Raw genomic sequence first — 12,639 nt, 5'->3', positions numbered from 1 at the left:
CATACATTTATTTCTTAAATGGTTTGATTGGTTTATAATAAATTTTCGCAGCATCTACAGAAACTAACTCTTTTTCCGGATAACGAAGTGCAGTAAGTTTACCTCCAAATACACATCCTGTATCAATATTTATAGTATTATTAAGCCACTGTGCTTCACAAACAGGGGTATGCCCATAAACAATCAGCGTATTTCCTTGATATTCTTGGTCCCACGGATAACGAAGCGGTAAACCAAACTCATCAATTTCACCGATGGTTGCACCATACATACAAAATTTACTTATTCGCTCAGAACTACGCCCTAGATCTTTTTCTTTAATGCCGGCATGTGATACTGCTAATTTTTCATTATCTAATATGTAATAACTACTTAAACTTTCTAAAAATTCAAGAACAGATGCTTTAAATTCCGCCGACTCGTTTTCTAATTGCTCAAGTGTTTCCTGAAGTCCATTAGCAATAACAACATTTCGTCCCTGAAGTTTTCGTTTTAGTTTGTCATCATGGTTACCGTTAACGCAAAAGGCAATAGATGAGGAAACACTATCCATTACTAAGCGTAACACTTCCGGTGAGTTTGGACCTCGATCTACTAAGTCCCCTACGAAAATAATTCGTCTTTCTTGAGGATGAGTAATAATATATTTATTACCTTTTTTAATTCTATAACCGAGCTTTTCTAATAAGTTTTTTAACTCATCATAACAACCATGTACATCACCAATAATATCAAACGGTCCTTTTTCTTGCTGCTTATTTATCTGCATTAATTGATGTTCAACTTCTTTATTTTCTTATATTTTAATATATTTTTAAGCAAAAATTAATAAGATTTTAGAAATTTATTTTTTAATAACTTTCTTGTCTTAGATATAAAAATTGATTAGTTGAGTTGAAACTTAATTTATACAAACCTCATGTTCTATTAGCGGCACAATAAATATGTGATAAATAAACTAATTGAAAGAAAAAATAAGTAATATATAGTAATGGTTCATTTTTAGATTGAAAAGCAAAAATACTATACTATCGTTGGTAGTTATAATTAAATATATTTAAAATATGCTTTTTCAATCACTAAATTTATACTCTATCTTAGTTGCAGGTCTTACAGCTACAATTATCGTTTTTATGCGTCAATTATCTTATTACAAACAGCAAATTATTAATAAGGATTTAAAAATGGTACCTGCATATTTTGATAAAAAAATGTTATATAAAATTCTTAATAATAACTGCGATAGATATTCTGCTCTTGAAATGATTAAATCTTATTTTAAGTTGAAAACTGCAAGATCATTATCATATGAAGAACTTCAAAATGATCAGCAATTAAACGAATTATTTGGAGATTCTTTAAACTATTTTATTGATAATTTTATATCAAAATCTGATAAATCAGTTGTAGCAAATAAAGCGTTTAGTATACAAGATGAATTTAACAATACTCATAAATTATATGCGTTTTTAGAGAAAAATAAAATATTGGATAAAACTCATCAAATGCTTATATATGTTAAAGTACCTTATATAATGACCAAAGACGACGAAGAAAGCTTAAATACTTTCATACACTTGGCTAAGATAATGTAGATTTCCCAAAATTAACAATCAGAAACTCTAGGTTCTGTGCACTTTTGATTAATGATTATAATTATGAGATATTTTTAAGCGAAAATTAATAAGATTTTTGAAGGAATAGTTATTCATATTTCAAAAAAATCTGATAATTTGCAGCTAAAAAGAGCCATAATTATGATTATTCTATTAAAAGTGCATAGGACCTAGGTTCGGTGAAAGAAAATTATTTTAAAAAGCACCAGTAATTTATATTAAATCACAACTAATGATTAAAAATTGTTAACTTATTTTAAGTATCTTTATATCGTAATTTACTTAAATGATATTTAAACTCTATCATTAATTTTTAATAAACTTAAGATATTGGTAACGCATGGAAAATAAAGAAGAAGAATCAAATATATTACCTAAGTTTATAATTGATGAAGAGGAGGAAAAACGATTAAAAGCTGAAAACTCTAAAAAAGAACTTAAATTAATATTAATAACGTTTGCAATCATTTTAACTAGCTTTTTAACATTTTGTTATTTCTTTTTTAACTATATAGAAGAAAAAGCAGCAGAATATAAACTACAGCAAGAAGCAGAAGCAAAAAAGTTAGATAAAACTGAATGATGTGTCATCCCGTGGCTTGTCCGACGTTGTTGCATGCCTCAGTAAACCCCACTATGTCACCCTGTGGCTTGCTAACTAGGTCCATAAAAACAATAAAAAATATTAATAATTTAGTATTTTAAGCTAGATCCCGCGATCAAGTTAGCTAGGATGACAGGAGTGAAGTTGAGCCATGCAACAACGCCGGCTTGTCCACGGTATAACACCCTGCAGATTTTCCGAGCCATGCAACAACGCTCGTCAAGCGAACTAGGTGACATTGTCCAACATTTCGGCAATTCTCAAATAATCTTGAGGAGTAAGATTTTCAGCACGATAATTATCATTGATTTTCAACTGAGTTAATATTTAATGTATATTAGGTACAAGATTTTTCAATGATGATTTGATCATTTTCCGTCGTCCTGCAAAAGCAAGTTTTGTTATTTGCTCAACTTTATTTATCAGAGCAATAGACGGCGGATTTTCTAAAGGTATTAGTTTGACTATCGCAGAATATACTTTAGGTGGTGGATAGAAAGCAGTCGGTGCTACGTCAAAGCATTTTTCCACTTTAGTAATTAACTGACATATTACCGATAACCTGCCATATGCTTTAGTTGACGGCATAGCACAAATACGTTCTACTACTTCCTTTTGTAACATTAGCGTCATATTAGTAATTAACCGTGCTTCTTTCAGCCATCTAATTACTAACTCAGTACCTATATGATATGGTAAATTAGAGATTATAGTTACTTTATCATAACCTAAATCAGTTAAATTTATTTTAAGAGCATCTTGTTTTATAATATTTAGATTAGGATAATATTCTTTAATCTCATTAAGGAGCGGGATACATCTCTCATCTGTTTCTATAACAGTTAAGGATGCAGGATTTTTCTGCAATATTGACCTAGTTAACCCTCCGGTGCCTGGTCCTATTTCTAGCACTCTGCTATTTTCTGCAAGGTTACTCGCACGTACAATTTTATCACATAGACTACTGTCAAAAATAAAATTTTGTCCGTGCTTTTTAAGAGGATTAATTTGATGAGATGCTGCATGTTTTGCAATTGAAGGGAGCATATGGTATGTCATTCCTGCGAAAGCAGGAATCCAAAAAAATTATAAATACAGGAAGTTTTTAAAATTAAAAGCTCGATTTATATCGCTTTATTATGGATTCCTGCTTTCGCAGGAATGACATAGAACCATACACCAAGCCACGTGGTGACAATAATACTAAGACGGCAGCATTATTTTTATAACTGCTTTCTTACGCATATTTTCAAACATTTTTTGTGCTTTTTGTGAAATCTTTTTATTGGTTAGGAAGTTTACTACATAATTATTTTCATCTTCATTAACATTTAAGATTTTTTTGCTGCACACTAATATTATTTCAAATTTGTTATTTACTTCAAAAACATTGCTTGCTTTATCCGAGCTTAAGTCCTTTACAATAGTTTGTTTTACGCCTTCTATTTTGCTAAGCTTATCGGTAATAATTTGCATAGTAGCAAAATTATCATAAAGCGATTTTTTAACGTCTGCACATTTTTTTAGTCGATTTTTCAAATTATTCATCTGTGTAAACGCTTTATTGCCACCATCTTTAGATGTAAATACTTGCATTGAAATTTCTACATCTTTTTGATCACTAGATAAAATTGCGACATCTATTTCTTTATTACTTACTTGTACCGATCTTGATAGACTTGATAAAATATTCATTTTAATCAACTCGGATTTAATTTGGGAAATAAAACTATCAGGATTAACCGATCTGCTTTTTAAATACTGAAGAAGAGAACCGTGAGGCATTTTATTATGATCTTCAATAGATTTAATAGCATTATCTATCTCTTCTTGCGGAATTTCTCTATCTCCGGCATATTGAAAAAGCAAAGATTCGTCAATTAAGCTCTTGATTGCTAAGTCACTTAGCTGCTTATCTTGAGCAGGCGTTAGACTTTCAACATTATTTAGTGCCATAATCATTTTTTTTCTAGCACGGAACTCATTAAGAGTAATAGGTTCATAATTTACGGATGCTACTATATTCGGCAGCGAAGCTTGTGCTACATTAAAAGCAAAAAAAACAGTAATGATTATAAGTAGTAATTTTTTCATATTTTTTCAGACTCACATAACGTAATAATTGGAATAGTTTTTATGTGGATAGCAACTCGTCATTGCGAGGAAATTTACATAGTAAATTGACGAAGTAATCCAGTTAAAAATGCTAAATAGCATTTTTTATTACTTTTTCTGGATTGCCACGTCGCTTCGCTCCTCGCAATGACAACTATCCACACAAGCACAATGCTAAACTCACATATTTAGTACCTTTAAACCGATAGAAATAGTCGGCGAAGAGGTAGTCTTTTTGATTCCTCTACTTCCATCGGCTAGATAATCGGAATAAATCTTTGCAGTAATTCTAACACAATCTTTAGCATATGTCACCCTAATAGTTCGAGTAAGTAAATTTGGAGAACGTCTAGAGAGATCAATACGTGCACCAAAGCCTATAATCCAATTTTCTGCTAGCTGATAATTTATGTCTCCATAAAATTGTCGTACTCTATTATTTGAAACCTTTATACTTTCTACGGAATAATATTTTTTAAGGTTTGTAAGCTGAATAAAACTACCTAGCAAGTTAATCTTATCATAGTTAAAATTTCCTCCCACCTCATCTCTAATAGGTCTGAAATATTTATCTTTCCGAAAGCTATAAAACACTTCTAAATTATTAGAAAGATTACCTAGAATCTGTCCTACATTTTCCGTATCATCTGCAGGCAAATCTATACTATATCTTGTATTACGCGACTGTCCTAAAAATAATTTTAAATAATTTTCTTCTTTAGCAATACTAGTATTTAAGCCGTAACTTAATCTATTACCGAAATCATGACAATCAATACCGCTATAACGATTTGATAAAAAGATATTTTTTTCGGATAATTCATATTTAGCAGGATCAATTATAACAAATTTTTTATCTTTCTTAGATAGTTTACGTCCCATAGTAAAAGAAACTACCGGCTCAATAAGTAAATTTATCGTTTTTGTTATATTACCTACTAACGGATAACGCCATAAGGTTTGCAGTTCCGGTATATTCCTTTGAAATGATTTACTTTCTCTCGTCTTATCTAAATAAGCCCGTCTAGCAAGATAAAAATCACCTCTATCTTTTGCTACAAAATCAAAAATTTGCCCTGAAGAAGTCAGCACATTATGCATAAAGGATAGTTGCAAAGAGGTTCTAGCGACTTGTTTCCCTATTCTTTCTTTGTACATTAACGTATTATTTTCAACAACGATATGGCTGTTGTCATTATCATTCAAATTTATCACGTTTTTTGTATTGATTTTCGGTAATACTAACGGGTCAGTATACTTACTATCATTACTACCTAAGCCTTGAAAACTTAATCCTTCCGCCGAAAAATAATCAGCCTCATGAATTTTATTTAAGAATATTTTAGAAGTTAAATATGAAGCGTAGTTATTATAATAATTTTTTAAATAAGCTTTATCCGATGTACGCTCCACCCTGAAGCAGTAATCATAAACTTTATCGGTACTAATAAAATTACCGCTTGCTATATAATGATAAGAAGAAACTTTTTTGTTTTTTACTACATTTCCGTCTTTTTTTAGAAAATACGGTAATTTACCGTAACTACCTTGAAAATTCATATTATCGGTATCATTCGGGCGATAACGTGCTTCTAGCTCATAAGTTTGATATTTACTAAAAATCCTTGGAGTGAGAGTAAAATCCATATTAGGTTTTGCACGTAAATATAGAGGTATGCCAAACCCTTTATTTTTGACGTCAGGTACCAATAATCCGGAAGTTGCAGGGGCCGTAGGAGTTGGATGGAAAAAATACGGTAAGTAAAAAATCGGTACGCCGTATACTTCAAAAAATACGTTTTTATAAACTATTCTATGCTCTTCGGAATGAATATAAGTATCTTTAGCAGCAATTTGCCAAATAGGGTTTCTATTACAAGTAACATCGCAAGGGGTAAATTCGGCATGGTGCAGCTTAAGATTATTTTCGTCTATTCTTTCGGCAAGTTTAGCAATTAAAAGATTATTATCACCGGAAAGTAAAATGAATTCCGATATAATCCCTTTCTTAAATTCGTCTTTTAAAACTGCTTTATCACCCTCTATTATTCTGTTTTGTTTATTCTTAATTCGGATATTACCTTCTGCCCATAAAATATCATTTTTTATATCATAAAGTAAATTATCTGCCGTTAATAAATACTCATCCGTGATAATTCTTATATTACCTTTAGCATATATCAAATCCTGACTTTCGTTATACTCTACGAAGTCGGCTATCATATTACTAATTTTAATATTCTGACCATTCTTAGAAAGATCGGCAAAGCTTATCAAAGAAAATATTATGATAATAAGCAAGCATATTATTCGCAATAGCATTTATATTAATAAATATATTTTAATAGTAAAAAATAATAGCAAGCTATTAGTAATATATCAAATAATAAAAAATTTTGCTTGCTCTTTTGAGAGTAGCAAGGTTATTCTATTGAGGTAACGTCATTGCGAGGAGATGCGTAGCATCGACGCGGCAATCTCGTCAAACTTCCTGAGATTGCTTCGTCGAAACTTATAGCTTCTCCTCGCAATGACGAATAATGCACTACTCTCAGCTCAAAAAAACCAAGAATAAAATGCTAGACAATTTCATTGCAAATCAAGCAACCAAAGAGTTTTCAGTTAGTGAGATTTCTAATAAAATTAAAGAATTATTAGAAAATAATTTTGGCTATATTAAGGTAAAAGGAGAAATTTCAGGTTTAAAAATAGCAAGCTCAGGTCATGCTTATTTTAACTTAAAAGAAAATACCGCTATTTTAGCTTGTACTTGCTGGCGTCCTATTCTTGCTAAAATCAAATTTCCTTTAAATGACGGTATGGAAGTGGTGATTAGCGGCAAACTTTCAAGTTATGCAGGTAATTCACGCTATCAATTATCGGTAGATAATTTGCAACCTGCAGGACTTGGTGCTATGTTGCAAATTCTAAATGAACGCAAAGCTCGTTTAGAAAAAGAGGGACTATTTAATAAAATACGTATTCCTATACCTTTTTTACCTGATAAAATAGGCGTTATCACTTCAATAACCGGTGCTGTTATTAAAGATATTATTCATCGCATTCGCGAACGTTTTCCGACTCGGATAATAATATGGCCGGTTAGCGTACAAGGCGAAAATTCCGGCAATGAAATTGCTGAAGCAATTGAAGGATTTAACAATTTAGAAGAGATAAATAAACCAAGTGTTATAATTGTTGCTAGAGGCGGCGGTTCTATAGAAGATCTTTGGTCATTTAATGATGAGATATTAGTACGTGCCGCTTATAACTCAAAAATTCCTATTATTTCCGCAGTAGGTCATGAAGTAGATTATACTTTAATAGATTTAGCAGCCGATAAAAGAGCTCCAACACCGACTGCTGCCGCAGAATTTGCTGTACCGGTACGATCTATTTTAAATAATACTCTACAATCTTATGAAAAAATATTATTGAATAATACTAGCAGGTTAATTAAATATCACGAACAAAATATAATAAATTACGATAAAATACACAGATATCTCTCTCACTATATGAATAATAAGCAGCAATTACTGGACGAAACCGGTTTTAATTTGCTAGATGCTTTACCGTGCTTTATTGAACTACAAGAAACAAAGATTAAATCTTTTTCTAAAGAAAGAGTTAACCCTGCTAAAATACTCAATTACAAAACATTAGAATTAACACATCAAACAGCTTATCTATCAAAATCGGCAAATAATACTTTGAAAAATTTTGAGTATAAATTAGAATTAAATAGTACGTTACTTGCAAGCCTTGATTATAATAACGTATTAAAACGAGGTTTTGCTATAGTTAAAGGAGAAACGGGTAATTTTTTATCTTCTAAAATTACTGCTGCAAATGAAAAAATTTTTAATATTAAATTTTCTGACGGCGAAATTAAAGTAGTTCGTAATACCGTCATTGCGAGCGACTAAAAGGAGCGTGGCAATCTCAGGAATTAGTATTATCTCATGAGATTGCTGCGTCGCTTCGCTCCTCGCAATGACGATAAAGTATTGCCGCGGGATGACACGTTAATTTTAAAAAATACAAACCATGAAAATTTTAAAGCTTTTTATTTTTATACTTCTCATTTCTAAAAATTTTTATGCTTTGAGCATAGGTGCAAACGAACAACAAGCAACTTTAGAATGCGAAGGGACAGCCGATAAAAAAACTTTGATAAATGCCTGGTATATAAATGAACCTTACCAATACTTAATTGCTACTTCAAACGGTCATACTACCGTTTCCGGTATGGATATAGAATTAATTAACGCTATTGCTGCAAAAATAGGTATCAATATTGAGTATAATCAAGATAGCTGGTATCAGGATCAATTAGATATTCAAAGCGGAAATGCCGACATGACAGCAGGAGTTACTTATACTACTGAGAGAAGTAACTATGCTTATTTTTCAAAGCCTTATCGTCTTGAAGAATTATCATTATTTATTATTGAACCACTTGCCAAAAAGTTAAATTTCTAAAACGTTAATGAACTAACAGCACAAATACGTCTATTTAATCTCCAGTTAGGAATAGTGAAAGGTACTGTATACGGAGACCCTAAATTTACGGATTTTTTATATAATGAGAAAAATCAAGATATAATTAGAATATATCAAAATAATATGGAATTGATAAATGGACTAATCAAGAAAGAAATTGATGGTTTCATTAGTGATCGAATTGTTGGTGCCGTTAATATTTTAGGAAGAACAATGGACAGGAATATATTAGAAGTTCCCTTAAATATTAAAACTCCCCTACATTTAATGTTTAGCAAAAAAACCGTATCTTTAAACATAGTTGAACAATTTAATTTTGCGATAGATGATTTTCTTGCAAGTAACGAGTATAAAAAAATTATTAAGACATACATATACCATATTCTATTGCCTAAATCTATAGATTCTCGTTGGTGCCATGTTATAGGTTTACTTGGTTGCCTTGCTTTTGCTTTTTCGGGAATTATTTTGAGTAGCAGAAAAAATAGTACTTTATTCGGTACATTTTTATTTGCGGTATTACCATCTGTTAGTAGCTGTATAATGTTAGATTTAATAGTAAACCATGATACCGGACATTTAAACTTCTATTTTACTCCTTCTTATTTCTATTACATATTTGTAGTAGTTTTACTCGGTTTTACAATTATTAAATTATTCAGCTATTATAATAAACAGATTGCTGAAGATAATTATTTAGAACAATCATTAAATAATATAGTAGCAATTTGCGATTCATTCGGACAAGCAACTTTTATAATTATAGGAGTTGCAATGGTTATTATTCACAAAATTGAGCCTCTAAGTTTTTGGGGACCGTTTTTTGCTTTCATTACGGCTAATTGCGGTGCAATATTACGAGATTTTATTATGAAAGAAAATTCAATTAAGAGGGTACCAAGAGGAGTTAGTATTGAAATCACTGTATTATGGGGTATAGCTTTTAGCGTATTATTAGATATGTATGGTAGTAATCCAAATTATCATACAATAAAATATTCAATGATTATAGTAATTTCCGGAGCATTTATTACTAGTCTCTTAGTCTATCATTTTGGTTTTCTTGAGTGGCGATTCCGTAATGAAAAATTAGAAGACATAGAAAAACAAACATGAAGATAGCTACTTGGAATATTAATTCCATAAAAACAAGACTTAATTTATTGCGTAATTTTTTATCTAAAGAAAATCCGGATATTTTATTATTGCAAGAAATAAAATGCGAAACCGAAAAATTTCCTTTTGATGAATTATCAGATTTACCTTATAATTTTTATGTTCACGGGCAAAAATCATATAACGGTGTTGCTATAATTTCAAAATTTCCTGCAGATGAAATAATTAAGGATTTTCCGAATAATTACTGCAGTGATCAAGCAAGATTCTTAGAAATAAAATTATCATTACCTATAGGGTTTTGTAATATAATCTCGCTCTATGCTCCTAACGGTTCATTTGTCGGTAGCGATAAATTTGTAGCAAAGCTAGCATTTTATGATAATTTTATCAATTATCTATCAACTAAAAAATCTTTTGATGAAAAAACTATCATAGGCGGTGATTTCAATATTGCACCGTTCGATATAGACGTATATTCACCTAAAGCTCTTGCTGAAACTACTTGTTTTACTGAAATTGAACAAAAAAAACTACGTACTATTCTAAATTCCGGCTTTGAGGATTTATATAGATTGAGGCATCCGAGTAAACAAGAATTTTCATGGTGGGATTATAGAGCCGGATGTTTTGAACAAAATAAAGGTATGCGAATTGATATGATTCTTGGTTGTAATAATACTATTGACTATTTAGAAAATTGCTATATGGATTATAATTTAAGGACTCAAGAAAAACCTTCAGATCATATACCGGTAATTGCGAGTTTTAAGAGATAGTCAGTGAATGTTATTGCCTGTGTGGATATCAGCGCCCGTCATGAGCTACGCAGCCGTAGGCTGCACGGCAATCTCATGAAATATCCTGAGATTGCTTCGTCGAAACTTACAGTTTCTCCTCGCAATGACGAAAAAATAAGGAATAAACATATGTCTCCAAAATTCATGAAATTTTACGAAAAATATATGACGATTGTCGGTACAATCGGCAATTTTATGTTTTATGTACAGGCTCATAAGATTTTCACCTGCAAATCTTCGGCTTCCGTTTCTATGCCTGCCTTTACTATAAGTGCTATTGCTCTTTGTAGTTGGCTTATATACGGCATATTAATAAAAAATACACCTATTATAATAGCAAATATAGTAGGTTTTATCGGAGCATTATTAGTTCTCTTAACCATAATAATATATTAATAATGACTAAGAAAATCATTACTTTAGTTGGTCGTCCGAATGTAGGCAAATCAACCCTTTTCAATAGATTAAGCATACGTAAAAAAGCTATCGTTCACGATTTGCCGGGCGTCACTAGGGATAGAAAATATACAGAAGGCAAAATCGGCTCTTTTGAATTTTTGTTAATTGATACCCCAGGACTTGAAGAGAATCCTGATAGTATGGGAGAAAGGTTAATAGAACAGACTACTAAAGCAATTTTAGAGGCAGATTTAATTTGTTTTATGGTTGACGGTAGAAGCGGAATATTGCCCGATGATAAGCTACTTGGTAGCTTTGTTAGAAAATATAATAAGCCTGCTATATTGATAGTTAATAAATGCGAGAAAGCTTTTGATTTTGATAAAGAATACTACAAATTAGGGTTTGATAGTATGGTGGCTATCTCTGCCGAGCATGGCACAGGCTTAATTGATTTATATGACGAAATTATTGCCAAGTTACCTGAAGAAGAATCAATCGAGACAAATATAGCCGATCCAATTAAAAGAGATTGTTTGCAGATAGTAGTTAGTGGCAGACCTAACGCCGGAAAATCTACTTTTATAAACGCTCTTATTAATGATGAAAGATTATTAACCGGTCCTGAAGCTGGTATTACTCGTGAATCAATTGAAATTGATTGGCAATATAAAAATAATCACATTAAATTAATCGATACGGCAGGACTCCGCAAAAAATCTACTATTACAGAGTCTTTAGAAAAATTATCGGCTTCAGATGCTATTAACTCTATTAAATTTGCTAATACTGTAATCTTAATGATTGATGCTTTAGCCCCTTTAAAACAGCAAGATTTAAATATTGCAAGCCATGTGGTAAATGAGGGGAGAAGTATAGTTATAGTAGTGAATAAATGGGATTTAGTTAAAGAATCCGAAAAAGAAGCATTTCAGGAAGAATTTTATTATCAGATAAATACTCATCTGCCTCAGGTTAAGGGCGTACCCGTTCTATTTATTTCAGCAATAAATAAACAAAATATAGAGCAGGTTTTAGATGCGTGTCTTAAAATCTATAAAATTTGGAATAAGAAAATAACTACTAGCAAATTAAATGAATGGCTTAATTTTACTACGGAAGCACATCCACTACCTCTACAAAAAGGCGGTAAAAGAGTGCGTGTAAAATATATGACTCAAACAAAAACCCGCCCCCCTACTTTCAAATTATTCTCCAATAATCCGGAAAAAATTACCGATAGCTATACCAGGTATTTAGTAAATAATATGCGTGAGGCTTTTGACATGCCAGGCATTCCTATTAGATTTACTTACGTAAAAACTAAAAATCCTTATGTGTAGTTTAACATTCACTAATAACAGTTTAAGCACAGAAAAATCTGAATTAGATATATTACTAGATAATATTACTGACTCTAATTGTCATCATGAATTATTAAGTGATGATAAGACTAAAGGTAATGAAATATGGTAAATTATAT

The 12,639-nt window shown here is 31.2% G+C and carries 12 protein-coding genes and 2 pseudogenes; 10 read left to right on the top strand and 4 right to left on the bottom strand.

The window, feature by feature from the left end; all coding sequences use genetic code 11:
• Nucleotides 1-7: 7 nt before the first annotated feature.
• Nucleotides 8-769, bottom strand: a complete 762-nt coding sequence (locus tag RF_RS01410; protein ID WP_011270611.1) for a metallophosphoesterase — start codon at nucleotides 767-769, stop codon at nucleotides 8-10.
• Nucleotides 770-1,064: 295 nt separating this feature from the next.
• Between RF_RS01410 and RF_RS01405 the strand changes: the two genes are divergently transcribed.
• Nucleotides 1,065-1,595 carry a hypothetical protein gene (locus RF_RS01405; protein WP_011270610.1) on the top strand — a complete coding sequence of 177 codons (531 nt, stop codon included), beginning with the start codon at nucleotides 1,065-1,067 and terminating at the stop codon, nucleotides 1,593-1,595.
• A 361-nt stretch (nucleotides 1,596-1,956) separates the two neighbouring features.
• Nucleotides 1,957-2,199 (top strand): RP671a family tick cell line-upregulated protein, encoded by a 243-nt coding sequence (locus RF_RS01400; protein ID WP_011270609.1) that lies wholly within the window; start codon nucleotides 1,957-1,959, stop codon nucleotides 2,197-2,199.
• A gap of 249 nt (nucleotides 2,200-2,448) precedes the next feature.
• Here the strand turns inward: RF_RS01400 and rsmA are convergent.
• The 3 genes and pseudogenes from rsmA to RF_RS01385 form a co-directional block, all read right to left on the bottom strand.
• Nucleotides 2,449-3,267: pseudogene (gene rsmA, locus RF_RS01395) on the bottom strand (16S rRNA (adenine(1518)-N(6)/adenine(1519)-N(6))-dimethyltransferase RsmA).
• A gap of 156 nt (nucleotides 3,268-3,423) precedes the next feature.
• Entirely contained in the window at nucleotides 3,424-4,314 is an 891-nt protein-coding gene (locus RF_RS01390; RefSeq protein ID WP_011270607.1) for a SurA N-terminal domain-containing protein, read from the bottom strand.
• 201 nt (nucleotides 4,315-4,515) lie between these two features.
• Nucleotides 4,516-6,657: an LPS-assembly protein LptD gene (locus RF_RS01385; protein ID WP_011270606.1), complete on the bottom strand. Its 2,142-nt coding sequence runs from the start codon at nucleotides 6,655-6,657 to the stop codon at nucleotides 4,516-4,518.
• Between RF_RS01385 and RF_RS11895 the strand changes: the two are divergent.
• From RF_RS11895 to RF_RS10430, 8 genes and pseudogenes are all read left to right on the top strand, one after another.
• Nucleotides 6,623-6,830, top strand: a pseudogene (locus tag RF_RS11895) (hypothetical protein). The gene RF_RS01385 and the pseudogene RF_RS11895 sit on opposite strands and share 35 nt — an antisense overlap.
• A gap of 81 nt (nucleotides 6,831-6,911) precedes the next feature.
• Nucleotides 6,912-8,264 carry an exodeoxyribonuclease VII large subunit gene (gene xseA / locus RF_RS01375; protein ID WP_039594855.1) on the top strand — a complete coding sequence of 451 codons (1,353 nt, stop codon included), beginning with the start codon at nucleotides 6,912-6,914 and terminating at the stop codon, nucleotides 8,262-8,264.
• A gap of 121 nt (nucleotides 8,265-8,385) precedes the next feature.
• A complete protein-coding gene (locus RF_RS11170; protein WP_011270604.1) occupies nucleotides 8,386-8,820 on the top strand; it encodes a substrate-binding periplasmic protein in 435 nt (144 codons plus the stop codon).
• 54 nt (nucleotides 8,821-8,874) lie between these two features.
• A complete protein-coding gene (locus RF_RS09675) occupies nucleotides 8,875-9,957 on the top strand; it encodes a hypothetical protein (protein WP_011270603.1) in 1,083 nt (360 codons plus the stop codon).
• Nucleotides 9,954-10,736 (top strand): exodeoxyribonuclease III, encoded by a 783-nt coding sequence (xth, locus tag RF_RS01365; protein WP_011270602.1) that lies wholly within the window; start codon nucleotides 9,954-9,956, stop codon nucleotides 10,734-10,736. The genes RF_RS09675 and xth overlap by 4 nt, the downstream gene beginning before the upstream one ends.
• A 150-nt stretch (nucleotides 10,737-10,886) precedes the next feature.
• A complete protein-coding gene (locus tag RF_RS01360) occupies nucleotides 10,887-11,153 on the top strand; it encodes a SemiSWEET family sugar transporter (protein ID WP_039594854.1) in 267 nt (88 codons plus the stop codon).
• A gap of 2 nt (nucleotides 11,154-11,155) precedes the next feature.
• Complete coding sequence (gene der / locus RF_RS01355; RefSeq protein WP_011270600.1) at nucleotides 11,156-12,499, top strand: ribosome biogenesis GTPase Der; 1,344 nt, start codon at nucleotides 11,156-11,158, stop codon at nucleotides 12,497-12,499.
• Nucleotides 12,492-12,632 carry a hypothetical protein gene (locus RF_RS10430; protein ID WP_175265431.1) on the top strand — a complete coding sequence of 47 codons (141 nt, stop codon included), beginning with the start codon at nucleotides 12,492-12,494 and terminating at the stop codon, nucleotides 12,630-12,632. Before der ends, RF_RS10430 begins: the two co-directional genes overlap by 8 nt.
• Nucleotides 12,633-12,639: the final 7 nt, after the last annotated feature.

Source organism: Rickettsia felis URRWXCal2, assembly GCA_000012145.1.
GTDB classification, from domain to species: Bacteria; Pseudomonadota; Alphaproteobacteria; order Rickettsiales; family Rickettsiaceae; genus Rickettsia; species Rickettsia felis.
This window is presented reverse-complemented; position numbering and strand designations above follow the sequence as displayed.

Excerpts from the sequence above, each read along its gene's own strand:
- xseA (WP_039594855.1), top strand. The coding sequence starts at position 6,912 with ATGCTAGACAATTTCATTGCAAATCAAGCAACCAAAGAGTTTTCAGTT.
- RF_RS01405 (WP_011270610.1), top strand. The coding sequence starts at position 1,065 with ATGCTTTTTCAATCACTAAATTTATACTCTATCTTAGTTGCAGGTCTT.
- RF_RS01360 (WP_039594854.1), top strand. The coding sequence starts at position 10,887 with ATGTCTCCAAAATTCATGAAATTTTACGAAAAATATATGACGATTGTC.
- RF_RS01385 (WP_011270606.1), bottom strand. The coding sequence starts at position 6,657 with ATGCTATTGCGAATAATATGCTTGCTTATTATCATAATATTTTCTTTG.
- RF_RS11170 (WP_011270604.1), top strand. The coding sequence starts at position 8,386 with ATGAAAATTTTAAAGCTTTTTATTTTTATACTTCTCATTTCTAAAAAT.
- RF_RS01410 (WP_011270611.1), bottom strand. The coding sequence starts at position 769 with ATGCAGATAAATAAGCAGCAAGAAAAAGGACCGTTTGATATTATTGGT.
- RF_RS10430 (WP_175265431.1), top strand. The coding sequence starts at position 12,492 with ATGTGTAGTTTAACATTCACTAATAACAGTTTAAGCACAGAAAAATCT.
- RF_RS01400 (WP_011270609.1), top strand. The coding sequence starts at position 1,957 with ATGGAAAATAAAGAAGAAGAATCAAATATATTACCTAAGTTTATAATT.
- RF_RS01390 (WP_011270607.1), bottom strand. The coding sequence starts at position 4,314 with ATGAAAAAATTACTACTTATAATCATTACTGTTTTTTTTGCTTTTAAT.
- der (WP_011270600.1), top strand. The coding sequence starts at position 11,156 with ATGACTAAGAAAATCATTACTTTAGTTGGTCGTCCGAATGTAGGCAAA.
- xth (WP_011270602.1), top strand. The coding sequence starts at position 9,954 with ATGAAGATAGCTACTTGGAATATTAATTCCATAAAAACAAGACTTAAT.